We start from the raw sequence: 24,280 nt of genomic DNA, 5'->3' as shown, positions 1-24,280 counted from the left end.
TGATGTCTCAGCGCGGGGCGGCGGGCCGGGACGCGTACGGCGTCTGCTCCAGCTTCTTCCCGGGCGGTAGCAGCGGTTCCAGCAGGGCGGGCTCCAGGGGCACGCCGCAGACGTCGCCCGGCACGGCGTAGTCCCGGTCCTGGGTGCCGCACCCCGCCAGGGGGATGAGCAGGGCGGCGCTGGTCAGCGCACTCCATGATCGACGCCTCATGAGGTGCAGCCCACCGCCTTCTGCGCGGCGGGGAGGTACGCCTTGATGAAGGCGGCCAGCGCCTCGCGCCGCTTCGGGACGTCGTCGGTCTTGGCCGGCACGGACGCCTCGGCGATGAAGACGTGCGGGGCGCCCCGGTAGGTGCACCGGGCCGTCGCCAGGGCCAGGGAGTCCGCCACCCAGGCCTCGCCCGCGGGCGCGGCGGTGATCCTCGCGGGGTGCCCGGCCCGGTCGACCTTGTCCTGGATGACCTTCGGCAGGTCCGCCACCTCGGTGGTGACGTCCGTCTTCAGGGAGAGCGCGGGCTTCGCGTCCACCGAGAGCGTGCAGTGCGCGCTGCCCTGCCCGAGGTCCACCGGCTCGGCCCGCAGGGCCTTGCCGGGCGGCAGCAGGGGGGCGAGGACCGCGGAGCCCACGCCGACCCCGCAGGCGGCGTCCGGGACGGCGTAGTCCCTGCCCTGCCCGCCGCACCCTGCCAGGCCGAGGAGCAGGGCGAGGAGCAGGGCGGTGGCGGGCAGGGCGGTGGCGGGCGGTGCCGTGGAAGAGCCGCGCCTCATCCGTTGCCCGCCAGTCCGGCGGCCCGCTGGTTGCCGTCGAAGGCGGCGCCGTTGATCTCGTGGGTCAGGGTGTAGCGGTTCTGGCCGGGGTGCGGGTTGGCCGCGGCCCACTCGTCGGCCAGCGCCTGGAGCTGGCGCTCGCGGACGGTGAAGGTCTCGCCGTTCTGGCGCGTGATGTCGGCGTTGATCCGGGCCTGCTCGTCGAGCTGCCACTGGTAGGCGAGGGCGTCCACACCGCGCTGCGCGACGTCGCCGACGACCGGGATGAAGTTCACGGCCGAGCCGAAGCCGTGGTAGATCCACTTGGCGTCCCAGCTGGGGTCGTCCTTGTCGGTCTGGATCGCCTGGTACCGGGCCTCCTCCAGGAAACCGACGGTGGCGCCGGCCCGCAGCAGCGTCTCCTTCTGGTCCGTCGGGACGCCGGTGTGGATGTCGCCGACCATCTCGCGGTTCATGGCCTCGTTGAGCATGCCGTAGGCGTTCTGGTCGCGGGAGATCTGCTTGCTGACCTCCAGCAGCTCCTTGCGGTCGAGCATCCGGGGGTCGCCGGAGTCGTCGGCCAGCGTGCTGGCGGTGTGGTGGACCACGTCGCTGTGCCGGGACAGGACCTTCGCCATGTCGTCGCGCATCTCGGACGGGAAGTCGTCGCCCGCCTGCGAGAGGTAGGTCAGCGAGCGGTCCAGCACCTTGCGGTGGTCGGGGGAGAGGTCGACCTGCCGGGCGTTCGGATCCAGCGGGTTCTGGCCGGTCGCGGCCGCGACCAGCGCGTTGCCGGTCGCCTCGCGGGCGGAGTTGCCGTCGTGGCTGTTCAGCGGGGTGTCGTCGAAGACGTGCCGGTCCTTCAGGACGTACTGGGCGTTGTCCGTCGGCTGCGTCGTGTTGAAGAACTGCGTGGCCGCTTCGGGGCTGTTGGCCAGGCCGGTCATGAAGCCGGTCATCGGATCGCGGCCGAAGTCCTCGCCGATGAAGTTCATCTTCGGCATCGGCGGGACCCCGCCGTTCCAGTACTTCTCCGGGAACTTCATCTTCTTCTCGGTGGCCACGAGCGCGTTCCCGTAGTCGTTCAGGAACCGGTCGTCCCAGTCGCCGGTGCGCATCAGGTTGCTCATCAGCTGGAAGCCGTAGACCCGCGTGCCGCGCGTCTGGATCATCTGGTCGCCGTTCCTGACCATCTCGTCCTCCCAGCCGCGCATGGCGGGGCTGTCCGACTGGGTCGCCCCGGCCAGCGTGAAGGCGAGGTTCTTCTGGAAGTCGCCCAGCTCGCCGAGGCGGGCCCGCTGGAGGGTGCCGCCGTCCGAGGGGTCCGTGAGGTCCGCCCAGAAGTCCAGCAGCCCGCGCGGGCCGAGCGTGGTCGCGAACTCCTCCTGGAAGAGCCGGTCGTCCTTGTGCGCGGCCAGGTCCCTGTTCAGCTGGTCGAACTCCTCGGGCGTCAGGTCGTCGCCCTTCTTCTTGAGCAGGTTCGCGATCCGCTCCGCGTCCTTGATCGCCGCCGCGGCCACGTCGCGGTTGTAGTAGCTCGCGTCGGAGAAGCCGTACGGGTTCTGCTTCACCAGCATGGACAGGGCCTGGGCCGCCGTGGTGTCGCTCTCGGTGGCGCGCTGCAGGATCCCCTGGACGGTGTCGCGCAGGGCGATCGCGTCGGCCTCGGTGTGCTGGGGCACGGGGTGGCCCTTGGCTGCGCGGTCCGGGTGGATGTTCATGGTGACCGTGAAGCCGCCGTCGCCGGTGCCGACCACGGTCAGGTTCCTGTCCAGCGCCTGCTCGATGGTGGTGTTCAGCTCGTTCTTGTAGCCGACCAGCTCGCCGTGGGTGTCGCTCAGGATGTTGCGGATGCTGTCCGCCTCGGTCGCCGCGTCGGCGAACTCCTTCGCGGTCTTGCCGATGAACTCCCGGGTGACGGTGGCGTTCACGCCGCGCCAGTCCGCCTTGGCGGCCTTCCCGCCGAGGTCCGTGCGGGCGTCCTCGGCGAGCCGCTGGAGCTTGGTGACCATCGCCGACCAGTCGGTCACGGCGGTGGCGAGTTTCGTGAAGTCCGCGGAGCGGAGTGCGTCGAGGTCCATCAGTGCTGCGCCCTTTCCCCGAAGCCCTTGTCCAGCTGTTCGTACTTGAGCTGCGTCGCGATCCAGTGCTCGCCCTCGGCGTGCGCCTTCTGCGTGTAGTCGAGGTGGTTGGAGATGTGCGCGCAGGCTTCCAGCAGGGTGTTCACCTGCGAGTTCCACGCGTCCGCGACGGTCGACAGCGCGCCGCCGAGCGCGAAGTCCTTCTTCAGGGACCCGGCCGCCTCGTACGTACTGGCCTTGGCGTGGTCCCCGTCGGTGTCGAGACGCTGGTGCAGGGTGAACGCCGCGTCGCCTACGGCCGCCAGGTCCTTCTGCGTGACGACGAGATCCCCTTGCGGCGCGGGCCCGCCGCCGCCGTCGTCGGGGACGTGGTTGAGGCGCATGGCGGGCTGCTGCTCGGCTACCGAGGCGCGCACTTGCGCCCATTCCTGGTCGAACGACACCGGATTCCCCCGTGGATGTGACGTCATCGGATCGGTCCCGGCCAGGCTAGTACGCGCCACGCCCCACCCCTAGGGCCTTTCGCGGGGCGGGAGTTGGGGAAAAACCTCGCACCAGACGGTCTTGCCGGCCCGGCCCTGCCGGACGCCCCACCGCAGCGAGACGGCGGCCAGCAGGGCCAGGCCGCGCCCGCTTTCGTCCGCGTCGGTCGCGTGCCGGAGTACGGGCCACACGCGGGGGTCGGGGTCGGTCAGCTCGACCCGGGTCCGCCCGTCGGGCGTGCCGGTGACGCTGAGGGTGACCGGGGTGCCCTCGCCGACGTGCGTGATCACGTTGGTCAGCAGCTCGCTGACGCAGAGCGTGACGTCGGGCCCGTGCGCCGCGACGGCCCGGCGGGCCGCGCCGACCGCCGCCGGGAGGGCGAGGAGCCGGAGGGTGAGGGCCGTCACCTGGCGGCCGCGGCGCGCAGGACGTCGGCCAGCCGGTCCGCGGTGGTGACGTTGCAGTTGCCGAGGCTGATCAGGGGCGGGGTCAGGTAGACGCTGGCGAAGGTCGGCAGGTCGAGCCCGAGGGAGGGCAGCGTGATCCCGTGCGCCGCGAGCGCCTCGCGAAGCCGGATCATGCTGGCGCGGGCCGTGTCGTCGCTGTGGTGGTCGCTCATGGGGACTTCCGTTCCTGTGCGTACGGGCTGTGACGAATCCCTCACAGGGTGGTGTGCGTCCACGTACGGTTGGAAGGGGCCGGCATTCGACAACGCGAGGTGTGGAAGGGGTGGGCGGTGCCCGCAGGCAAGGAGATCGACGGGTCGGCCGGGGTGCCCGAGTTCTACGGCAAGGAACTGCGCTGGCAGCGGGAGCGGGCCGGGCTCACTCTTGAGCAGACGGTGCGGGACGTCTTCTACTCGGTGAGCTACCTCAGCGAGATCGAGCGGGGCAGGCGACGCATCCCCATGGACCTGGCGCAGCACGTGGACCGGGTGCTCGGGACGGACGGGTTCTTCGCGCGTGGCTGCGAAGACGTGCGGAACGCCCGCCGACCGGCGGGCGGGCACTACTTCGACGCCGTCCTGGAGATGGAGCCCCGTGCGTCGGACATCGTCGAGTGGGCACCCGTGCTCATCCCCGGCCCCCTGCAACTGGAGCCGTACATCGAGGCCGTGGTCCTGGCGGCGGATCCAAGGGTGCCACCCGAGGTGGTGAAGGAACGGATCGAAGCGCGCCGGGCCCGGGCGTGGCTCATCGAGGAGGCCGCCGGGCCCGTGTCGTGGATCGTCCTGCACGAGTCGGTCATCCGGCAACCGCTCCTCGGCTACGACGACATGGCCGAGCAGCTGGCGCACGTCGCGGAGGTCGCCCGCCGCCGCGGGTTCGTACCGCAGATCCTTCCGGCCGTGCCCGGCCCAGCGCCGTTCACGAGCGGCACGACGAGGCTCATGGAGTTCACAGGAGCGCCCGCGGCCTTGTACACGGAGTCCATGTACACGGGCCACGTGGTCGAAGAGCCGACAACGGTCCAGCGGTACCAACGGGCCTATGACCGCCTGCGGGCCGCCGCGTTGCCGCCCGGGCTGTCCCTACGGCTGATCGAGGCGGCGGCCGAGGACTACCGCAACGGCAAGCGGCCGCGCTCCTTCGCGTCCCGGCTCGCGACGTAGGCCCGGGTACGGTCGGGCCCGTGGCCAGTACCCGCCGGTACGGTCATCGGCGCTCGGTAGGGTGGCCCCCATGTACGGCTACGACCAGAACGTGAGCGCGGGGCAGCAGTACGCGCCGCAGCAGCCCCCGCCCCAGCAGGGCTACGGGCAGCAGCCGCCGCTGTACCCCGAGCCCTCGCCGCCGACGCTCGCGGACGCGGTGCGCGCCTTCACGACCGGTCAGCTCGCTGCCGAGGACTTCCAGCAGATCTTCGCGACCTCGAAGGTCTACTGCCCGCGCGGGGACACCCCGGGCTTCCTGGCGCTGCACAACACGCAGCAGCCGGTGATCCCGATGTTCACCACGCTCAAGGAACTGCGCCGGTACGCGGGCAAGGAGTCCAAGTACTTCATCATCACCGGCGCCGAGGTGATCGACCTGCTGCCCACGGGTTACGGCTTCGTCCTCGACATGGAGGGCGACCACCGGATGGTCTTCGACGCGAAGGCCGTGGAGCAGATGGTGGACTACGCGATGCGGCGCATGTACGGGTAGTGGTGGGTCCGGCTGCTTGGGGGGCGCGTGCTCAGGGTCCATTTGACCGCCGAGGATCTGCTGGGCGTCCGGTTCGCCGCCGAGCCGCTGCCGCTCGTCGAGCTGGCGCTGTCCCTGGTGGCCGCGCAGCGGACGGACGCGCCGGAGGTCTTCGGGCGCTGGCGCCACCGGCTGGCCCGTGAGCTGCCCCGGGCCGCGCTGCCGCTGCTCGAACTGCTCCGCCCGGACGGCGACAACCCGGCCTTCGTGGAACCCCCGCTGCGGGACTTCGAGGAGGCGCTGGACGCCGTACGGCTGGCCGCGCCGCTCGTCGGTGACGAGGAGCTGACCCGGATCCTGGCGCGCAGCCGCAGCGGTCCGGCCACCGCGCCCTGGCTGCGCGGGCTGCGGGACGGGGACCGCGAGTCCTGGGAGCTGCTGGAGGGCGCGCTGCGGGCGGCCCACCGGGCGGTGGTCGTCCCGCAGTGGGCCGCGATCGGGCAGTGCTTCCGGGCGGACGTCGCCTGGCGCACCCGGCTGCTGGCCGCGCACGGGATCAAGGCCGCGATGGCCAGTACGCACCCGGCCGCGAGCTGGTCGGGCACGGTCTTCGAGGTCGCGCGGCCCCCGGACTTCGAGATCCGGCTGGCGGGCCGCGGGCTGACCCTGATGCCTTCGCCGTTCTGGACGGGCCGGCCCTTGCTCGCGGGCCACCCCGACGGCTCCCACCTGCTGATCTACCCGGCGATGACGCCGCTGCCGCTGGTGCCCGAGGGGCGGGCGGAAGGGTCGCTGGACGCCCTGCTCGGGCGTACGCGGGCGGCCGTACTGACGCTGCTGGTCCAGCAGCGGACCACCAGCGAACTGGCGCGGGACCTGGACATCAGCCTGCCCTCCGTCTCGGAGCACACCCGCACCCTGCGCGCGGCGGGCCTGATCACCACCCGCCGCGACGGCAAGGCGGTCCTGCACGCGGCGACCGGTCTGGGCGTGGACCTGCTGCACAGTGGCGGCTGACGGCCGGCCGGCCCGACGTTTCGGCGGGGACCGAAACCATCGCCGCCGGACGCGGCGCGGTGCAGCATCGGTGCAGCGGGGGGATCCACGGGGGACCCCCCGCCCCGACCGAGGTGGCAGGAATGACGCGTACGTAGACCGCACGCGGCTCGCGGCGGCGCCGGGTACGGGGGTCCCGGCGGCGTCCCCCTGACCTCGGCCCCGGCCCCGGGGGAATGACCCCGGGGCCCCTTCTGTTCTGTCAGGCATGGCGGAAAGTTCGAGTTTCAACTAAACTCGACGCCAGAAGGAGGTCCCGACCATGCCTGCAGTGACTGTGGAGAACCCGTTGACGCTCCCCCGCGTCGCCGAGCCCGACCAGGAGACGACCGCCCGCAAGGTGCTGGCCGTCACGACCGCTCCCGGTGGTTTCGAGGGCGAGGGATTCCCGGTGCGGCGCGCGTTCGCGGGGATCAACTACCAGCACCTCGACCCGTTCATCATGATGGACCAGATGGGCGAGGTGGAGTACGCGCCGGGCGAGCCCAAGGGCACTCCCTGGCACCCGCACCGCGGCTTCGAGACCGTCACCTACCTGATCGACGGAACCTTCGTCCACCAGGACAGCAACGGCGGCGGCGGAGTCATCAACGGCGGCGACACCCAGTGGATGACCGCCGGCTCGGGCCTCCTGCACATCGAGGCTCCGCCGGAGTCCCTCGTCGTCTCCGGCGGGCTGTTCCACGGCCTCCAGCTGTGGGTCAACCTCCCGGCCTCCGACAAGATGATGCCCCCGCGCTACCAGGACATCGGCGGCGGCCAGGTCCAGCTGCTCTCCACCCCCGACGGCGGCGCGCTGCTGCGTGTCATCGCCGGTGAGCTGGACGGTCACCAGGGCCCCGGCATCACCCACACGCCCATCACGATGATCCACGCGACGATCACCCCCGGCGCGCAGATCACCCTCCCGTGGCGTTCGGACTTCAACGCCCTCGCGTACGTCATGGCGGGGCGCGGCAGCGCCGGCGTCGACCGGCGGCCCGTGCACACGGGGCAGACGGTGGTCTTCGGCGAGGGCGGCTCGCTCACGGTGCGGGCGGACGAGGCCCAGGACTCCAACGCCCCCGACCTGGAGATCGTGCTCCTCGGCGGGCTGCCGATCCGGGAGCCGATGGCGCACTACGGGCCGTTCGTCATGAACAGCAAGCACGAGCTCCAGCAGGCGTTCGACGACTTCCAGGCCGGGCGGCTGGGGCGGATCCCCACCACCGCGCGCGCCTGACCTCGTCGGCGGGGTCCGGGGTCCGGGGCACCGCCCCGGGCCCCGCGGCTCACTCGCCTCCGGAGCCCACGGCGGGGCCGGTCCGTTCTTCGGCGCGGTCGAGGCCGTCCGGCTTCGACTGCTCGTTCAGTTCGAACCAGATCGACTTGCCCTCGCCCCGCGGGTCCACGCCCCAGCTGTCCGCCAGCATCTCCATCAGGAGGACGCCCCGGCCGCTGGAGGCCATTTCGCCGGGGTGGCGCTTGTGCGGGAGCTCGTCGCTGGAGTCGGCCACCTCGACGCGCAGGCGCCGTTCGCCCCGCTCGCCGACGGCCTCCGCCACGAGGAGGGCGTCGCCGTCCGTGTGCATCAGGACGTTGGTGACCATCTCCGAGACCATCAGGACCGCCGAGTCCAGCTGGTCCCGGTCCGCCCAGTCGTGCAGCAGCTCGCGGATCTGCTGCCGGGCGCCCGCGATGCGTTCCGGCTCGGCCTGCGCCACGGTCAGCAGCGTGCGCCGGACCGGGCGGGCGGGGCGGGTGAGCGTGGCGCCGCAGTCGTGGCCCGGCCCCTCGCGGCACAGCAGCACCACCGCTATGTCGTCCTCGCGCCGGTCGGCGAGCGGGCCCGTGGTGTGGTGCGAGGACGGCCCGTGGACGGCGGAGACCAGCAGGTCGGCGAGCTTCTCCAGGTTCTCGCCCCCCTGCGCCGCGGAGTGCGCGTCCGATTCGAGGATCGCGCGCAGCCGGGCCCATCCGGTGTCCAGGTCGTGCCCGCCGGTCTCGATCAGGCCGTCCGTGCACAGCATCATCGTCTCGCCGGGTTCCAGCGTGAACCGGGTCGTCGGATAGTCGGTGTCCGCGACGATCCCCAGCGGCAGCCCGCCCGCCGTCGGCCGCATCAGCACCGTGCCGTCCGTCATCCGGACCGCCGGGTCGGGGTGGCCCGCCCGGGCCACCTCCAGCAGGCCCGACCGCGGGTCGCACTCGACGTACAGGCAGGTCGCGAAGCGCGCGCTCAGGTGGTCCGCCTCCGCATCCGCGTCCGCCCGGCCGTCCCCGTAGGTGCCCGCCCGCCCCTCGGACGAGCACAGCCCCGCGAGGAATCGGGAGGCCCGGGAGAGCACGGCGTCCGGACGGTGACCCTCGGACGCGTAGGCCCGTACGGCGATCCGCAGCTGCCCCATCAGGCCCGCGGCCCGCACGTCGTGGCCCTGTACGTCGCCGATGACCAGGGCGAAGCGGCCCGACGGCAACGGGATCATGTCGTACCAGTCGCCGCCGACCTGGAGGCCGCCGCCGGTCGGGACGTAGCGCGCGGCGATGGTCATGCCCGGGATCTCGGGGCCGAGCTGCGGCATCATCGACCGCTGGAGACCCGTCGTGAGTTCCCGCTCGGATTCGGCCACGCCCGCGCGCTGGAGCGCCTGCGCGAGCATCCGCGCCACCGTGGTGAGCACCGAGCGCTCGTCGGGGGAGAAGGACACCTGGTGCTTGAAGGCCGCCATCCAGGCGCCCATGGTGCGCCCGGCGACGATCAGCGGGAGAAAGGCCCAGGAGGTGCGGGCGAAGCGCTGGGCGAGCGGCCAGGTGGCCGGAAAGCGCCGTTTGTAGTCCTCCGGGGTGGGGAGGTAGATCGCCCGGCCGGTACGGACGACCTCCGCGGCCGGATAGTCGGTGTCCATCGGCATGTCCGCGAAGGGGCTCTCGTCCCCGGCGTCGTGCCCGTGGTGCCCGATGATGGAGAGCCGGTCCCCGGCCATCCCGAAGACCGCCAGCCCGTCCGGGCTGAAGCCGGGCATCGACAGCGAGGCCGCCACCCGCAGCACCTCGGCCGTCGACCGCGCCTCGGCCAGCGCCCGGCCCGCGTCCAGCAGGAACGCCTCGCGGGAGCGCCGCCAGTCGCCCGTGATGGGCGTGTGGACGGCCGTGGTGCCCGGCTGCGGCTCGGCGATCTCCTGGATGGTGCCGATCAGCTCGTAGTCGGTCCGCCCCTCCGCGGTGATGTTCGCCACCGGTTTGGAGCGGCTGCGCACGGTCCGCAGGACCCGCCCGTCGACGTCCATGATGCGCAGCCGGGCCTCGGCGAGGGTGCCCTCGGCGACGGCGAGGTTCACGATGCCGTTGATCTCGTTCCAGTCGACCGGGTGGAACCGGGACCGGACGGCCACTTCGGGCAGGGTGACGGACTCGGCGGGCAGGCCGAGCAGCCGGGCGGCCTCACCGTCGAGGGTGACCGTTCCGGAGGCGTTGTCCCAGCGCCACAGGCCGGTCGCGATCGCCGCCAGGACGTCCTCGGTGCGCATCTAGTCATCTTTACAGGTCGTGCCGCCGGGATGCCCGTCCAGGCGGCCCCGCGGGGGGCCGTCGACGCGGGCCCGCGGGGGTGCCCGGCCTGGCGGTAACCTGGGCAGGGTTGATTACCACCCTGCCATCGCGAAGAACTGGATGAACGATGCATCGGTACAGGTCCCACAGCTGCGGCGAGCTGCGCATTTCCGACGTCGGTGCCGACGTCCGGCTGAGCGGCTGGGTGCACAATCGTCGTGACCTGGGCGGCATCCTCTTCATCGACCTGCGCGACCACTACGGTCTGGTCCAGCTCGTCGTGCGGCCCGGCACCCCCGCGAACGAAGTGCTCTCCAGCATCTCCAAGGAGTCGGTCGTCCGCGTCGACGGCAAGGTCGTCTCGCGCGGCGAGGACAACCGCAACCCCGAGCTGGGCACCGGTGACATCGAGATCGAGGTCACCGACGTCGAACTGCTCGGCGCCGCGGGCCCGCTGCCCTTCACGATCAACACCGACGACGGCGTGAACGAGGAGCGGCGCCTGGAGTACCGCTTCCTCGACCTGCGCCGCGAGCGCATGCACCGCAACATCATGCTGCGCTCGGCCGTCATCGCCTCCATCCGCTCCAAGATGGTGAACCTCGGCTTCAACGAGATGGCGACCCCGATCCTCACGGCGACCTCCCCCGAGGGCGCCCGCGACTTCGTGGTGCCCTCCCGCCTGAACCCGGGCAAGTTCTACGCCCTGCCGCAGGCGCCGCAGCAGTTCAAGCAGCTGCTGATGATCTCCGGCTTCGACCGGTACTTCCAGATCGCGCCCTGCTTCCGCGACGAGGACGCCCGCGCCGACCGTTCGCCGGGCGAGTTCTACCAGCTCGACGTCGAGATGTCGTTCGTGGAGCAGGAAGACGTCTTCCAGCCCATCGAGAAGCTCATGACGGAGATCTTCACCGAGTTCGGCAAGGGCCGCCCGGTCACCTCGCCGTTCCCGCGGATCCCGTTCCGCGAGTCGATGGTCAAGTACGGCAACGACAAGCCCGACCTGCGCGCGAAGCTCGAACTCGTCGACATCACCGACGTCTTCGAGGCCTCCGAGTTCAAGGCGTTCGCGGGCAAGCACGTGCGCGCGCTGGCCGTCCCGGACACCGCCGCGCAGCCGCGCAAGTTCTTCGACGGCCTGGGCGAGTACGCGATTTCGCTCGGCGCCAAGGGCCTGGCCTGGGTCCGCGTCGGCGAGGACGGCGCCCTGACCGGCCCGATCGCCAAGTTCCTCACCGAGGAGAACGTCAAGGTCCTCACCGAGCGGCTCGGCCTCGCGGCCGGCCACGCGGTGTTCTTCGGCGCCGGCGAGTTCGACGAGGTCTCCAAGATCATGTCGGGCGTCCGCGTCGAGGCCGCCAAGCGCGCGGGCCAGTTCGAAGAGGACGTCTTCCGCTTCTGCTGGATCGTCGACTTCCCGATGTACGAGAAGGACGAGGAGACCGGGAAGATCGACTTCTCCCACAACCCGTTCTCCATGCCGCAGGGCGGCATGAAGGACCTGGAGGAGAAGGACCCGCTCGACATCCTGGCCTGGCAGTACGACATCGTCTGCAACGGCATCGAGCTGTCCTCCGGCGCCATCCGCAACCACGAGCCCGAGCTGATGCTCAAGGCCTTCGAGATCGCGGGCTACGAGGCCGAGACCGTCGAGCGCGAGTTCGCCGGCATGCTGCGGGCGTTCCGCCTGGGCGCCCCGCCGCACGGTGGCATCGCCCCGGGCGTCGACCGCATCGTGATGCTGCTGGCTGACGAGCCGAACATCCGCGAGACCATCGCCTTCCCGCTCAACGGCAACGCCCAGGACCTGATGATGGGCGCGCCGACGGTGCTGGAGGAGGCCCGCCTGCGCGAGCTGAACATCGCGCTGCGCAAGCCGGTGGAGACGAAGGCCGCGCCGTCGGCCGAGACGGTGGTCGCGCCGTCCGCCGCGGAGTAGTCGCCGCTTCTGCCGCACGTACGGGGACGCCCCCGCCGGATCCGATCCGGCGGGGGCGTCCCCGTGTGCGGTGGTGCGTGGTCCGGCGTGGCCGTGCGCGCTCAGAGGTGGTTCAGGATGCCCTTGAGGAGCGCGGCCGAGGTCAGCTCCTGCGGAGCGGGTCCGGCGTGGAAGAAACCGGCGTTGCCCGCGTCCAGCTTGCGCAGGAAGTCGAAGGCCTTGGAGTCGTGCTCGCCGAAGGCCACGAACTGCCAGTGGATGTCGTGCGCGGCGGCCTCGACGAGCGCTTGGCGGGCCGGGACGCGGTTGTCGGGGGCGCCGTCCGTCTGGAAGACGACCAGGGCGCGGCCCTCGCCGCCGTTCTTCTGGTAGTGCTCGACGACCTGCTCGACGGCCCGGTGGTAGCTGGTCCGCCCCATGCGCCCGAGTTCGGCGTTCCGGGCGTCGATCCAGCCGGTGTGCTCGTCGAGGGTGAGGTCGGCGGTGCCGTCGATGTCGGTGGAGAAGAACACGGTGTGCACGGTGGCGTCCGCGTCGAGGTGCGCGGCCAGGGCCAGGACGTGGTCGGCCAGGTACTGGGCGCTGCCGTCCTTGTAGAACGGGCGCATCGAACCGGAACGGTCGAGGACGAGGTAGACGGTGGCGCGGGCGTCGGTCTGCCCCTTGGCGCGGAGCACCTGGGCGGCGGCCTTGTACGGACCCCCGAGCGCGGGCGCCCGCCGCCGCACCTCGGCGGCCCCGAGCACGGCGGAGGCGGTGGCGGTGCCTACGGCGGAGGCGGTGGCGGTGCCTACGGCGGGTGCGGTGTCGGGTGCGGTGGGGAGGGGCTCGGGCTGCGGGGCCTCGGCTTCGGGCGCCGTTGCTGCCGCTGCGGGCTCGGGCTCCGGGATTACCTCGGCCACGGGCTCCGGTTCGGGGTCCGGGGTCACCTCGGCCACGGGCTCCGGGGTCACTTCGGCCACGGGCTCCGCTTGGGGCTCGTCCGCCGCGGTGGCGACCTCCGGCTCGGGCTCCGGCTCGGTGGCCTCGGCGGCCAGGGGTTCGGGCTGCGCCTCCGGCTCCGGTTCCGGCTGCGGCTCCGGCTCGGCCTCGGGCGCCGCAGCGGCGACCGGCTCGGGCGCGGGGGTTTCCTCCGGCCGGACCACGGGCTCCGGCTGCGGCTCGGCCGCCGGGACGACGGCCTCCGGCTCGGGCTCGACGGCGTGCGCGGCCACCGGCTCCGGCTCGGCCTCGGGGGCCGGCTCGGCCGCCGGGGCGACGGGCTCCGGGGCGGAGATCGCCTCGGGCTCCGCCTCGGGGGCCGGGTCCGCCGCAGCGGCTACGGGCTCCGCTTCCGGCGCGGGGTCGGCCGCGGTCGCGGCGGCCACGGGCTCGGCGGTGGCCGCCGGTGCCGTTCCCGACCCGGGGTCGGACACCGGCTGGGCCCCCGCGGCAGCGGTAGGGCGGCGCGCCTCCGGGACCGTGGGGTCCGCAGCGGGGGCGGGGGCCGGGGTCGGGGCGGTCATGACCGTGCCGCCGCCGCCGTCGCGCGGGGTGGACTGCGGGGGGACCGTAGGACTGTCGAAGGACGCCGCCACCAGTTCCGCCGCCGCGTCCAGGGGGGTCCGTTCGGCCCCCTGGGAGGGGACGGCGGCCTGGGGGGCGGCGGCGGTGTCCGCCGAGGCCTCCGGGGCCGGCTCCGGGGAACGGCCGAACACCTTGCGGAACAAGCTCCGAATACCCATGGGCGAGGCCTTTCACATGAGTGCGTGCGTCATTTGTCCGTGCTGTGGGGAAGATCCCTGCCCAGAGTGGACACGTAAGGTTATCGGCCCCTTGGCTGGAACCTCGGCAGGGGCACCCTTCGCGTCGTCCGACGCCTCCGCACGCCGCCCACCAGGATGAACTCCCGTTCCGGAGAGCGCCGTTCACATTCCGTTCATCCGCGGACCGGCGGACCGGCCGGTGCCCGCGGCCGCCGTCCGGTCAACTGCCGGGCGCCGGCTCACCGATGGGCGGCCGCGACGCCGTCACCGCGCTCGCGTCCGCCGCGTTGGCGAAGGCCGCGGTGATCTTCCTACGGCGCCGGGGCGGCGATGGCGCGGGCCGCCGCCAGTTCCTGCTGGACCGGGGAGAGGACGGAGCCCGCCGGCACGGCGTCCGGCCATGGAGCCCGTACCCGCGGCGGGGTGCTGGAGGCGCGGACGGCAGCGGCCAGGGCGCGCAGGCCGGTGGTGACCGCGGCGACCTCCGCGGGACCCGGGGGCTCGGCGCCGTGGTTGACCCGCACCCGGGCGGCGGTGGTGGCGTCCACGATCCGCTCCACGGCGACGACCAGCGGCCACCAGGCCGCGGCCCGGGCCCCCACGGGCGGCGGCTCGGTCAGCGCCCGCTGGAACTCGCTGCGCACGCCGGACAGGTCGCGGTAGATCCGGCGCCGGGCCTGGAGCCGGGCGGTCCGGGCCGCCCGCAGCCCGGCCTCGGTGCCGTCGTGCGGCCCGAAGGCCCGCTCGACGTAGCGCGCGGCGTCGTCCACGGTGTCGGCGAGCCGGTCCCCGATCCGGGTGTGCCAGCTCTCCGGCCACAGCAGGTAGCCCGCGACCAGGGCGATGGCGCAGCCGATCAGGCTGTCCAGCAGCCGGGGCCGGATCAGGTCGAAGCCCTGGTGGTTGAGCAGGTCCGACAGCAGCAGGATCACCGGCGTGATGGCGGCGGTCTGGAAGGCGTACCCCTTGGCGGAGAAGACCGGGATCAGCGCGGCGAGCAGCACCATCACCGGGACGTCCCACCAGCCGCGCGGCACCTCGGAGAGGACGGCGGCGGCGACGACCAGCCCGCCCGCGGTGCCCAGCGCGCGCAGCACGGCGCGGGAGAACACCGAGCCGAAGTCGGGCTTCAGGACGAAGGTGACGGTCAGGGCCACCCAGTACGAGCGCTCGATCTCCACCACCGACACCAGGGCCTGGGCCAGTCCGATGCACAGGGCGAGGCGCAGCCCGTACCGCCAGGAGGCGCCGGAGAGCGCCATGTCGCGCACCGCCCGCCGGGCCCGGACGCCCAGCGCGGCCGGCCGGCCGAGCCGGTCGTCCACGTTGTGCGGCTCCGGCTCGGCCAGGTGCACGATCTTCGCCGCGTGCCGCAGCGCGGAGTCGACCGCCCGCTCGGACTGGCCGTGCGGCTCGGGCAGGTCGAGCACGACGGCTCCGGTACGGCCCTCCTCGACGGCGGCCGCCAGCGAGCGCACCGCGGCGGGCACCTCCGGGGGCAGGGGGCGGCCGCGCAGGTGGGCCGCGGGGGCCGCCTCGACGAGCGGGATGACCACGTTGAGCTGCGCCAGCATGCGCACCAGGGAGCCGCTGCGTCCGTGCACCCGGGCCCGCCGGGCCAGCACCAGGTCGTAGGCCTGGTTGAGCGCCTGGGTGACCTTCTGGCGCCGCTCCTCGTACTCCGGCCCGCCCGCGCTCTCCAGCAGTTCCGCGAGCGAACGGTAGGTGGCCGCGACGGCGGCCCGCTCCGGGCGCCGCCCGCGCAGCGGCCACCCGAGCAGCGTGAGGACGAGGACGAACAGGCCGCCCGCGCCGAGCAGCAGCGGCGCCGTCCACCAGGGCTCGGGCATCGGCAGCCCGGCCCCGACCACGGCGTTGAGCAGGAGCAGCAGACCCGAGACGGAGGCGATCGTACCGATCGAGGAGATCATCCCGGAGACCAGCGCGACCAGGGTGAGCGCGCCGACGGCGAGCCAGCCGTGGCCGAAGACCAGGGTGCCCAGGGCCACGCCGACCGCGCCGAAGGCCTGCGGCACGGCGATGTTCAGGATCCGCATCCGGTAGGCGTCGGCGGTGTCGCCGATCACCCCGGACAGGGCGCCCATCGAGACGAGGGCGCCGTACTCCGGCTCGCCCAGGGCGAACCCGGCGGCGAGCGGAGCCGCCATCGCGATCCCGGCGCGCGCCGCGGCGGCCCAGGGGACCGGCGCGGTGCTCGGCCGCAGCCCCTTGAGCAGCCATTCGGGCGGGGCGAGCGGATGGGGCCGGGTCCGCCCGGACGGTATCTGTTCGCTGCTCATGCCGCTTCCGTACCGCCCCTCGCGAATCGGCTCTTCTGGGGCTTTCCTGGGACGTTGTGTACGAGTCCGAGCTTATGGGGTCCGGCGCAGCCGCCCGGTCAGCCAGGCGGCGAGGGCCACCGCGAGTCCCAGGGCGAGGAGCGCCCAGGTGGCGGTGCGCAGGAAGGCGGTGAGGGCGTCGAAGACCGCCGCCGCCGCGGGCCGGTCCACATCGGGCGGCAGGTCGTCCAGGGTGAGGCCGCGGCAGATCCGCACGGCCAGCCACAGCAGTCCGGCCCCGACGGCGAGACCCGCGCCGACGGCGATCAGGGCGCGGCGGCGGCGCGCGGCGACGGCGACCGCCGCGACGGCGAGGACCAGGGTGAGGAGCGGGAGCCAGACGCCCGCGATCTGGAGCATGCGAAAACCCCTCCGGAGGGCGCCGAGGTTGTCGTACTCCATCACCTTGACCGTGAGGTGGGAGACCGGGATCCGGTCGGCGAGGGGGACGCCGTCGCCGACCAGTTCCCCCTTCACCTGCTCGACGATGGGCGCGAGGTCGATGGTCAGGGCGTCGCCCTTGCCGGTGGTCAGCGCCTGGAGGAACGCGGCGTGGGCGGCGCGGTTGGCCGCGTCCCAGGCGGTCCGGTAGGCGGGGGTGCCGGTGAAGGAGCGCAGGGCCTCCCCGAGGAGGTTCTCGACGCCGCCCTGGAAGGGGCCCGCGTCGATCTGTCCGGCCAGCGCGCGGCCGGCCTGGGTGACGACGACGTGCTGCACGTCCGGGTTCCCCGCGAGCGGGGACATGGCGGCGGTGTAGCGGTCGGCGTCGCCCAGGTCGCGGTCGGCCCAGTACGCGACGGCGCCCAGAGGCACGAGGAGTGCCACGAGCACGACGAGCACGGCCGAGAGGAAGGTGCGCACGTCACCAGGGAATGCCAGGTGGGGCCGGGGGCGCGAGCGGGATTGCTGCGCACGGGTGGCCCGGTGGCGGCGGCGTCACCCGTGCGGTGGCGGCCGAACCGGTTCCCGTCGCGTGATCCAGTTGCCCGGTCCGGGTGGCGGGTGTGCCCTTGAGGGTGAGGAAGCGGGCCGCGCTCCGACGGAAGCATCCGTCACCGGGGTCCGCTCCGATCCCAGAGAGGGAGCCCGGTCATGGCACATGCGGCACCCACGGCCCGCGCGCGGTACACGGCGGACCTCAAGCAGACGGGCAGGGCCGCCCTGGCCGTGCCCTTGGCGCTCGGGCTGGTCTACGGCGTCTACGCGGCCTTCATGAAGCGGCAGACGGGCCCGGTCGACGCGGGCAACGTCTTCTACGGGATCCTGTGCGGCGTGCTCTTCGCGGCCTGCCTGTTCGCGCTGGCGCGCGTCGGCCCGCGGCTGCCGCGGGAGGTCCGGGCGGCGGCGTACGGCGTCTTCACCGGCCTCGCGCTCGGCTACCTGTACAGCCTCGGCGGCCAGAGCGTGCTGCTGTCCAGCGGCATCGCCCTGGCGGCGGGTGCGGGCGTCGCGGTGGCCGCGTTCTACCGGTACCACACGCGCGAGCCCTGACCGGTCCCGCGGGGCGGGTCAGGGCTCGCGCTCAGGCCGTCAGACGGCTTGCGCATCGCGGTGTTTCACGTGAAACACCGCGTTCGCGAACGACCGGCTTCGTTTCACGTGAAACACCGCCGCCGCTCAGTCGCCCGGCGTCGGCTCCGTCAGCGCTTCGGCGCCGGACCTGGGGTCGGCCCGCTCCGGCGCGGGCTTCGGGGACGGCGGCGGCACGGTGAAACGGGCCGCTTCCGCGCGCAGCATGGCGTTCAGGGCCGCAAAGGGGTCGATGGACATGGCGGAACCTCACAGGGGGTGACAGGAGTGGGGGAGTGCGCTGCTGCTCGGCCCGCTCAGCAGCGCAGGACCACACTCCGCACCGTGCGGGGCCCGTGCGCCGACTCCCCGCCCCCGTACCGGGACGCGCGCGCCGCGGGTACGTCGGCCACCGGCGCGCCCGGCGCGGGGGTCCGGCGCGGTGCGATCCCGCGCACGCAGGGCCGCGGCGCCGCCCGGACCTCCGGGTCCGCCCCCGGGTCGGTCTCCGCGGGCTCGGCGGCCGCCGCCGGCCGGGGCGCGGGGTCCGCGCCCGCCACGGGGGCCACGGCGCCGGAGCCGAACGCGCAGAGCAGCACGACGCAGACCACCGTCAGGGCCCTCGCCAGTGCCGTCCGCACCGTTCGCGCGTACCGCGTCCCGCTCATGCCCGGGATGTGCCCCGGCGCGCCGGGCCGTGCCCCCGCGGCGCCCGAGAAGCCCCCGATCGGCTGACGAACACACCCCCCACGGGCTACCGCACGACGGCCCCGGGCCGGCGCCCCGGGCCGCCGCCTCCGGTCACCGGCTGCGCCGGGCTCCCGTCAGGTGGGCGTGGACGCTGGTCTCGCCGTTGACCACGCGCAGTTCGGCGCGCCTGCCCGTCCCGGTCGCCCGGGGGGTGCCGATGTGATCGACCGTGAACACGGCCGTGCGTCCGTCCGCGCGCGTGATCTCGATCGTCCGCCCCTTGCGCAGCGTGCCCAGGGGCAGGATCGCGCTCTCGCCGGAGACCACGGCCGTGCCCGCCGAGCCCGGGGTCGGGCTGTCCACGTCCCAGCCGACCGCGTCACCCGCCGCCCCCGCGCTCAGCGGGAGGTCGACGCGGAGGTCCGGGATGCGCAGCCGCAGCGGGCGGGCCGCCGACAACGGCGCGGACCGGCCCGCGCCCCTGCGGGGGCCGCGGCCCCCGCCGTGTCCGGCGTGCTCCTCGCGTCCGTCCTCCAGCTGCTCGACGAGGCGGCGGTGACCGGAGAGGCCGAGGGCCCGGGAGGGGAATCCCTCCGCCGGGGCCTTGGCGGTGGCGCCGGCGGCTCCGGCGCCACCGGTGCCTCCCCCGGCGCCATCGGTGTTCCGCAGCAGCACGAGGCCGGTGCACAGCAGCGCCACCGTCAGTCCGCCGGCGATCCACTTCGGACGGTGCATGGCAGTCCCTCCTCCTGAGTCCGGCCGGGGCGGGGGCGGCCGGGATCCCGTGAGCAGTGGACCCCCGTCCGCCTGTCACTACCGTGTGCGCGACCGGTCCCTGATGAGGTGTCACCTGCGTGTCGGACCGTCAGGAGGAAGTCTTCGCAGCTCGCGGGCGGTGCGGAGGCAGGTGGGAGCCGTGGGTGGGCATGCCCCCGAACGGGTGAAGGGCGAGCGGGGGCCCGGCCGGGTGAGGGGGTCAGGTGAGCACCGACGCCACGGCCGCCGCGCCGAGGAGCGCGGCGGTCAGATGGACGGCCGGGTGGCCGTAGTCGCCGTACCAGAGGTGCCGGGCCAGCCCGCCGATCGCGGCCAGTGCCGTGATGACGCCGATCTGCGCCAGCAGGGTCACATCCGAGAACTGGACCGCGACCAGCAGTGGCACGTTGACCCAGAGGGGCGCCGCCCCGGTCCAGCCGGGCCGGCGCCAACCCTGCGGACGCGGGGCCTGCCGTCGCCCGGCCTGCCGCTGCCGTGTCGCCGTATCCATGCCGGGGCCCTCCGCCGTGACGACCGAGGCGATCGGCCGATCAACTCGTAGGCCGACCAGCTTCCTTCCGTCCGGCGGACGGAACAAGCAGGCGTTCGGCAAGAACACCGAAGCCGAGGCCGAAAACCGCCCACAGCGTCGCCTGGAGGGCGAGCGAGGCCAGCCGGAACAGCGGAAGGCGAAAGGGAGTTCACGTTAGTTTCGCTGCGCCGTGCCGTGCCGCGCCGGTCAGTGGCAGGGGAAGCCGAGGAGGTGGCGGCCGTCGTGCATCCACTCGTGGATGGAGTCGCCCTGGAACACCGCGGTGGCACCCTGCTCGGCGCCGACGAAGTACAGCAGGACCAGCATCAGGACGCCGACGAACACGGCCCAGGGGGCCAGTTCCTTGAGCGAGACGGGCAGGGCGGCGGCGGGAGCCGTCGTGGGCACGGCGGAGTGGGTCATGGCAGAACCTCCAGGGGGAACGCGCGTCCCGGTCAGTGGTGCTCTTGACGACGGTGGCGGGTCTGACTCACCTCCGCTCGCGGGAGGATGCACAGTGGCGCGACCGTGCCGGACTCTCACCGGTACTTCCGTCATACCGTCGTCATGTCGTCCGCGACCGTACCGCGCGCGTGGTCGGAACACCACGGCGCGTGGGCGCCGTCCCGTGCCCCCGGCCGTGCGCTCTACCCTCGCTCCATGTCCTCCGCCGCGCCCGTGCGCCTGCTCCTCGTCACCCCCGAGCTGGACCTCGCCGCCCGGCAGGGCCGGTTCGGGTCCGCCGCGCCCTGCCCCGGGCACCCGGGGCTGCGCGGCCTGGACACGGGGGCGTGGGCCGGGCGGACCCTGGACGAGGTGGCCGCCGAGGACCCGGCCGGCGTCCGTGACTGGCTCACGGACCCGCGCTACGCGCCCCCGGGCGGGGAATCCGTGGCCGCGCTGACGGAGCGGGTGGGGGCGGCCCTGGCCGCGCTGGACGGGGGCCGCCACCGGCTGGAGGTAGAGCAGGCCGTCGTGCGCGCCGCCGTCGTGCACGCGCTGGAGCTGCCGCACGCGGCCTTCTGGCGGCTCGACGTCCGGCCGCGCACCGTCACGGAACTGACGGGCCGTTCCGGCCGCTGGAACCTGCTGCTCGGCCGGAGCGGAGCCGAGGAAACGCCGTGAGCCCGCGCGTGTGGAGCCTCAGGCGACGACCCAGTCGCTCGTGGCGATCACCGGCTGCACGCCCTCGCGGTGCACGGTGCCCTCGATGAGGCCGTAGGGCCGGTCCGCGGCGAAGTAGACCTCGTTGTCGTTCTTGAGGCCGAAGGGCTCCAGGTCCATGAGGAAGTGGTGCTTGTTGGGGAGGTTCAGCCGGACCTCGTTGACCCTCGGGCAGTGGTCGAGCACGCGCTCGCACATCTGGTGCAGGGTCTGCTGGAGCGAGTAGGAGTACGTCTGCGCGAAGGCGTCCAGCAGGTGCGTGCGGACCTTGGTGTACGACCGGTCCCAGTCGTGCTCCGGGTCGTCCGCGGCGAGCGCCGAGTGCGCCCAGCGGGCGGTGACCTTGGTGGCCAGGATGCGGTCGTACGCCTCCCGCAGGGTCGTGTACTCGTCCTTCACGTAGCCGTGGAACTCGGAGTTGGTCGAGTTCATGACGGTCAGGTCCTTCAGGCCCGAGATGACCTGGAGGCCGGTCGTCTCGCTGTAGGTGACCTGCGCGGTGCGCACTTCCCGGCCCGAGAGGACGAAGGAGTGCTGCTCCCTGCGGGTGGGCACCGGGATCCGCTCCCAGGCGTACTCCTCGATGCGGATCTGCGCCTCGCGGATCGGGTCCTGGGAGGAGACGAAGTGCTTGGCGAGCCGGATGCCGAAGGCCTCCGGGGAGTCGATCCCGTGCTCCTTGCCGAAGGCGTACACCGTGTTCTTGGTGGTGTCGGTCGGCAGGCAGTGGGCGTTGTCGCCGCTCAGGTGGACGTCGCGGAAGTCCCCGCGGAGCGCGACCGAGACGTTCAGGTCGCGGATCTCGTGCCACGAACCGTCGTTCCCCTTGCGGGTGACCTTGACGATGCGGTTCTCGGCCTTGCCGTACTGGTTGTGGCCCAGGACGTACTTGCTCATGCTGACTTCCTTCGGGTACTCGGGAACACGGAGTCCGGTGTTCTGGATCCCGTACGCCCGGCGTCCAGCGCCCGCCCGGTGCCCGGACGCGCCGCTCCCCGCCGTTCGGCCGCCGGATCGACTCCGGGGCCGCCCCGGGACTGACGTGCATCCCGGTCCGTAGGTGCTTGTGCCGCTGTGGGGATTGCAGCACGCACGCGGCCGGTTCTCCCCCGTACGGATCGTCCGAGAACCGGCACCCCTGCCTTGGGCGACCGCACAGCACGTCCCCGCGCCCCGCCCGGCGGCTCACGCCATGTGCGCGTCCGCCACCGCGAGGGCCTCGTCGAGGACGGCCAGGCCCTTGGCCACGTCCTGCGCGCCGATGGTGCAGGGCGGCGCGACGTGCAGGCGGTTGCCCGCGACGAGCGGCCACAGGCCGCCCTTCTTGCAGGCCTCGGCGAAGGCGCCCATGGGGGCCGCCGCCGCGCCCGAGGCGGCGTAGGGGACGAGCGGTTCGCGCGTCCCGGCGTCCCGTACGAGCTCCAGCGCCCAGAAGGTGCCCAGCCCGCGGACCTCCCCGACCGAGGGGTGGCGCTCCGCCAGCTTCCGCAGGCCCGGACCCAGCAGCTCGGCGCCGGTGCGGGCCGACTGCTCGACGATGCCCTCCTCGGCCATGGCGGTGATCGTCGCGACTGCCGCGGCGCAGGCCAGGACGTGCCCGGAGTAGGTCAGCCCGCCCGGGTAGGGGCGGCGGGCGAAGGTCTCGGCGATGGCGCCGGAGATGGCGACGCCGCCGAGCGGTACGTAGCCGCTGTTGACGCCCTTGGCGAAGCACAGCAGGTCGGGCGTGACGTCCCAGTGGTCGGCGGCGAACCACGTGCCGGTGCGTCCGAAGCCGACCATGACCTCGTCCAGGATGAAGACGATCCCGAAGCGGTCGCACAGCGCGCGCACGCCCGCGAGGTAGCCGGGCGGCGGCACGAGCACGCCCGGGGCGCCGCCGACGCTCTCCAGGATGACCGCGGCGATCGACTGCGGGCCCTCGAAGACGATGGTGTCCTCCAGGTGGCGCAGGGCGCGCTCGCACTCCTGCTCCTCCGTCTCCGCGTGGAAGGGCGAGCGGTAGAGGTAGGGACCCCAGAAGTGCACGACCCCGGCGGTCGCCGTGTCGTTGCCGAAGCGGCGGGCGTCACCGGTCAGGTTGATCGCGGCGGAGGTGGCGCCGTGGTACGAGCGGTAGGTGCTCAGGACCTTGGCGCGGCCGGTGTGCAGCCGGGCCATCCGGACGGCGTTCTCGACGGCTTCGGCGCCGCCGTTGGTGAAGAAGATCTTGTCCAGGTCGCCGGGCGTGCGCTCGGCGATCAGGCGGGCCGCCTCGGAGCGGACGTCGACCGCGAAGCCGGGGGCCAGGGTGCACAGCCGGGCGGCCTGCTCCTGGATCGCGGCGACCACCTTCGGGTGCTGGTAGCCGATGTTGGTGTAGACGAGCGAACTGGAGAAGTCGAGGAAGCGGTTGCCCTCGTAGTCCCAGAAGTACGAGCCCTCGGCCCCCGCCACGGCGAGCGGGTCGATCAGCTCCTGGGCCGACCACGAGTGGAAGACGTGCTTGCGGTCGGCTTCTTTCACGGCGTCACGGGCGTGGGCGGCTGCTGCGTTCATGAGTCGAGCGTAGTTGTCCACGATGTGGATGGAGGGGCGGAGGGGACGCCGTGCGGCGCCCCGCCGCGCGGGGTCGCGGCGGTGATTGAGCCCCGGGTGGCGGGGTAGGCGGTGGGCGACGGGAGGTGGGCCGGGTGATGGCGGAGCGGTTCTCGGTCGAGGCGACCCACGTGGAGGGCGCGACCGTCCTCGCGCTGGCGGGTGAACTCGACCACGACACGGCGGGCCCCCTGCGGGCGGCCCTGGAGGCGGCATTGACCCGGGATGACGGGACCCGGCTGCTCGTTGACTGCGCAGAGCTGCGTTTCTGCGACTCCACCGGGCTCAACGCCCTGCTGCGGGCCCGGCTCGCCGCGCGGGAGACCGGTGCGCGCCTGGAGCTGGCCGGCCTGCGGCAGCCGGTGGCCAGGATGTTCCGCACGACCGGGGCCGACGGGGTGTTCCTCGTCCACGACGACCTCGCCGCGGCCCTGGCGCACGACGGAGGCGGCGGGACCGGTGGCTGATCCCGAGCGGCTGCGGCCGGACGCGGTGGAGGAACGGGCCGGGGGGCCCGAGCCCATCCCCGAGCAGACACGGCGGCTCGTGCTGGGCGGACCGGTGGCCGGTGTGGTCACCCGGTGCCGCGACTTCACCCGGCACGCGCTGACGGAGTGGCGCTGGCTCGCCCCGGACGCGGACGCGGAGCCGGGTGGTGGCGCGGGGACCAAGCCGGGCGCCGAGGTCGAGGAAGCGGCCGAGGACGTCCTGCTGATGGTCTCCGAGCTGGTCACCAACGCCTGCCTGCACGCGGGCGGCCCGGCGGGCCTGGTCCTGCGGCACAGCGCGGACGGTCTGCGGATGGAGGTCAGCGACGGGAGCCCCGAGCACCCCCGCCGCCGTTCCCCGGGCAACCCGTCCGTCCCCGGCGGGCACGGGCTGGTCGTCCTCCAGCGGCTCTCCCGCGAGTGGGGCTGGGAACGCAACGAGGTGGTGGGCGGCAAGACCGTGTGGGCCGAGGTGGCCTCGCCGCTCCTACCGCCCTCCGCGTGAAGAGTTCTGCTCCCT

At 73.3% G+C, this 24,280-nt stretch carries 26 protein-coding genes; 9 read left to right on the top strand and 17 right to left on the bottom strand.

From position 1 onward, the window contains the following. Nucleotides 1-7 precede the first annotated feature (7 nt). The 6 genes from AC0693_RS22530 to AC0693_RS22505 all read right to left on the bottom strand — a co-directional run bounded on the left by AC0693_RS22530 (nt 8) and on the right by AC0693_RS22505 (nt 3,930). A complete protein-coding gene (locus AC0693_RS22530; RefSeq protein ID WP_469316030.1) occupies nt 8-211 on the bottom strand; it encodes a hypothetical protein in 204 nt (67 codons plus the stop codon). After that, nucleotides 208-768, bottom strand: a complete 561-nt coding sequence (locus AC0693_RS22525) for a hypothetical protein (protein ID WP_469316031.1) — start codon at nt 766-768, stop codon at nt 208-210. Before AC0693_RS22525 ends, AC0693_RS22530 begins: the two co-directional genes overlap by 4 nt. Beyond that, nucleotides 765-2,828 carry a hypothetical protein gene (locus AC0693_RS22520; RefSeq protein WP_478802683.1) on the bottom strand — a complete coding sequence of 688 codons (2,064 nt, stop codon included), beginning with the start codon at nt 2,826-2,828 and terminating at the stop codon, nt 765-767. The genes AC0693_RS22525 and AC0693_RS22520 overlap by 4 nt, the downstream gene beginning before the upstream one ends. Next, complete coding sequence (locus tag AC0693_RS22515) at nt 2,828-3,244, bottom strand: hypothetical protein (RefSeq protein ID WP_478802682.1); 417 nt, start codon at nt 3,242-3,244, stop codon at nt 2,828-2,830. The genes AC0693_RS22520 and AC0693_RS22515 overlap by 1 nt, the downstream gene beginning before the upstream one ends. A gap of 96 nt (nt 3,245-3,340) precedes the next feature. Further along, nucleotides 3,341-3,718: an ATP-binding protein gene (locus AC0693_RS22510; protein ID WP_478802681.1), complete on the bottom strand. Its 378-nt coding sequence runs from the start codon at nt 3,716-3,718 to the stop codon at nt 3,341-3,343. Next, complete coding sequence (locus AC0693_RS22505; protein ID WP_356402931.1) at nt 3,715-3,930, bottom strand: hypothetical protein; 216 nt, start codon at nt 3,928-3,930, stop codon at nt 3,715-3,717. The genes AC0693_RS22510 and AC0693_RS22505 overlap by 4 nt, the downstream gene beginning before the upstream one ends. Before the next feature lie 117 nt (nt 3,931-4,047). Between AC0693_RS22505 and AC0693_RS22500 the strand changes: the two genes are divergently transcribed. From AC0693_RS22500 to AC0693_RS22485, 4 genes are all read left to right on the top strand, one after another. Further along, complete coding sequence (locus AC0693_RS22500) at nt 4,048-4,923, top strand: helix-turn-helix domain-containing protein (protein ID WP_478802680.1); 876 nt, start codon at nt 4,048-4,050, stop codon at nt 4,921-4,923. A gap of 70 nt (nt 4,924-4,993) precedes the next feature. After that, the gene (locus tag AC0693_RS22495) at nt 4,994-5,458 is read left to right on the top strand and encodes an SseB family protein (protein ID WP_469316036.1); all 465 of its coding nucleotides are present in this window, start codon (nt 4,994-4,996) and stop codon (nt 5,456-5,458) included. Between the two features lie 27 nt (nt 5,459-5,485). Then, nucleotides 5,486-6,454, top strand: coding sequence for an ArsR/SmtB family transcription factor (locus AC0693_RS22490; RefSeq protein ID WP_469316037.1), 969 nt, complete (start codon nt 5,486-5,488; stop codon nt 6,452-6,454). Nucleotides 6,455-6,755: 301 nt separating this feature from the next. Beyond that, complete coding sequence (locus tag AC0693_RS22485) at nt 6,756-7,715, top strand: pirin family protein (protein ID WP_469316038.1); 960 nt, start codon at nt 6,756-6,758, stop codon at nt 7,713-7,715. A gap of 49 nt (nt 7,716-7,764) precedes the next feature. Here AC0693_RS22485 and AC0693_RS22480 read toward each other — a convergent pair whose 3' ends face one another. Further along, nucleotides 7,765-9,999 carry a SpoIIE family protein phosphatase gene (locus tag AC0693_RS22480; RefSeq protein WP_478738110.1) on the bottom strand — a complete coding sequence of 745 codons (2,235 nt, stop codon included), beginning with the start codon at nt 9,997-9,999 and terminating at the stop codon, nt 7,765-7,767. 149 nt (nt 10,000-10,148) lie between these two features. Here AC0693_RS22480 and aspS point away from each other — a divergent pair, with 149 nt between their 5' ends. Continuing rightward, nucleotides 10,149-11,960 carry an aspartate--tRNA ligase gene (aspS, locus tag AC0693_RS22475; RefSeq protein ID WP_356402913.1) on the top strand — a complete coding sequence of 604 codons (1,812 nt, stop codon included), beginning with the start codon at nt 10,149-10,151 and terminating at the stop codon, nt 11,958-11,960. 101 nt (nt 11,961-12,061) lie between these two features. On the opposite strand, the gene AC0693_RS22470 is transcribed toward aspS, so the two are convergent. From AC0693_RS22470 to AC0693_RS22460, 3 genes are all read right to left on the bottom strand, one after another. After that, the gene (locus AC0693_RS22470) at nt 12,062-13,684 is read right to left on the bottom strand and encodes a VWA domain-containing protein (RefSeq protein WP_478802679.1); all 1,623 of its coding nucleotides are present in this window, start codon (nt 13,682-13,684) and stop codon (nt 12,062-12,064) included. 332 nt (nt 13,685-14,016) lie between these two features. Next, nucleotides 14,017-16,005 (bottom strand): FUSC family protein, encoded by a 1,989-nt coding sequence (locus AC0693_RS22465; protein ID WP_469316042.1) that lies wholly within the window; start codon nt 16,003-16,005, stop codon nt 14,017-14,019. A 72-nt stretch (nt 16,006-16,077) separates the two neighbouring features. Further along, nucleotides 16,078-16,905: a hypothetical protein gene (locus tag AC0693_RS22460; protein WP_478802678.1), complete on the bottom strand. Its 828-nt coding sequence runs from the start codon at nt 16,903-16,905 to the stop codon at nt 16,078-16,080. A gap of 231 nt (nt 16,906-17,136) precedes the next feature. Here AC0693_RS22460 and AC0693_RS22455 point away from each other — a divergent pair, with 231 nt between their 5' ends. Next, on the top strand, nt 17,137-17,535 hold the full coding sequence (locus AC0693_RS22455; protein WP_478802677.1) for a hypothetical protein: 399 nt from the start codon (nt 17,137-17,139) through the stop codon (nt 17,533-17,535). A 126-nt stretch (nt 17,536-17,661) separates the two neighbouring features. Here AC0693_RS22455 and AC0693_RS22450 read toward each other — a convergent pair whose 3' ends face one another. From AC0693_RS22450 to AC0693_RS22430, 5 genes are all read right to left on the bottom strand, one after another. Further along, nucleotides 17,662-17,814 (bottom strand): hypothetical protein, encoded by a 153-nt coding sequence (locus tag AC0693_RS22450; RefSeq protein ID WP_478802676.1) that lies wholly within the window; start codon nt 17,812-17,814, stop codon nt 17,662-17,664. A 56-nt stretch (nt 17,815-17,870) separates the two neighbouring features. After that, nucleotides 17,871-18,221 (bottom strand): hypothetical protein, encoded by a 351-nt coding sequence (locus tag AC0693_RS22445; protein ID WP_478802675.1) that lies wholly within the window; start codon nt 18,219-18,221, stop codon nt 17,871-17,873. Between the two features lie 133 nt (nt 18,222-18,354). Further along, nucleotides 18,355-18,978 (bottom strand): class F sortase, encoded by a 624-nt coding sequence (locus AC0693_RS22440; protein WP_469331167.1) that lies wholly within the window; start codon nt 18,976-18,978, stop codon nt 18,355-18,357. Between the two features lie 241 nt (nt 18,979-19,219). Beyond that, complete coding sequence (locus AC0693_RS22435; RefSeq protein WP_469316047.1) at nt 19,220-19,510, bottom strand: hypothetical protein; 291 nt, start codon at nt 19,508-19,510, stop codon at nt 19,220-19,222. 228 nt (nt 19,511-19,738) lie between these two features. Beyond that, on the bottom strand, nt 19,739-19,954 hold the full coding sequence (locus tag AC0693_RS22430; protein ID WP_478802674.1) for a CbtB domain-containing protein: 216 nt from the start codon (nt 19,952-19,954) through the stop codon (nt 19,739-19,741). 237 nt (nt 19,955-20,191) lie between these two features. On the opposite strand from AC0693_RS22430, the gene AC0693_RS22425 reads away from it, so the two are divergent. Continuing rightward, complete coding sequence (locus AC0693_RS22425; RefSeq protein ID WP_356402886.1) at nt 20,192-20,656, top strand: histidine phosphatase family protein; 465 nt, start codon at nt 20,192-20,194, stop codon at nt 20,654-20,656. Nucleotides 20,657-20,674: 18 nt separating this feature from the next. Here the strand turns inward: AC0693_RS22425 and pucL are convergent, their stop codons facing one another. Both pucL and AC0693_RS22415 read right to left on the bottom strand, forming a co-directional pair. Further along, nucleotides 20,675-21,592, bottom strand: a complete 918-nt coding sequence (gene pucL, locus AC0693_RS22420) for a factor-independent urate hydroxylase (RefSeq protein ID WP_478802673.1) — start codon at nt 21,590-21,592, stop codon at nt 20,675-20,677. 288 nt (nt 21,593-21,880) lie between these two features. Continuing rightward, nucleotides 21,881-23,233, bottom strand: a complete 1,353-nt coding sequence (locus tag AC0693_RS22415; protein WP_478802672.1) for an aminotransferase class III-fold pyridoxal phosphate-dependent enzyme — start codon at nt 23,231-23,233, stop codon at nt 21,881-21,883. A gap of 137 nt (nt 23,234-23,370) precedes the next feature. Between AC0693_RS22415 and AC0693_RS22410 the strand changes: the two genes are divergently transcribed. Continuing rightward, the gene (locus AC0693_RS22410; protein WP_356402877.1) at nt 23,371-23,739 is read left to right on the top strand and encodes an STAS domain-containing protein; all 369 of its coding nucleotides are present in this window, start codon (nt 23,371-23,373) and stop codon (nt 23,737-23,739) included. Beyond that, nucleotides 23,732-24,265, top strand: a complete 534-nt coding sequence (locus tag AC0693_RS22405; RefSeq protein ID WP_469316051.1) for an ATP-binding protein — start codon at nt 23,732-23,734, stop codon at nt 24,263-24,265. The genes AC0693_RS22410 and AC0693_RS22405 overlap by 8 nt, the downstream gene beginning before the upstream one ends. Nucleotides 24,266-24,280: the final 15 nt, after the last annotated feature.

The organism is Streptomyces sp. NPDC043876, from assembly GCF_056435825.1.
The sequence above is the reverse complement of the archived record's forward strand: the minus strand, read 5'-3'. Positions and strand labels throughout refer to the sequence as shown.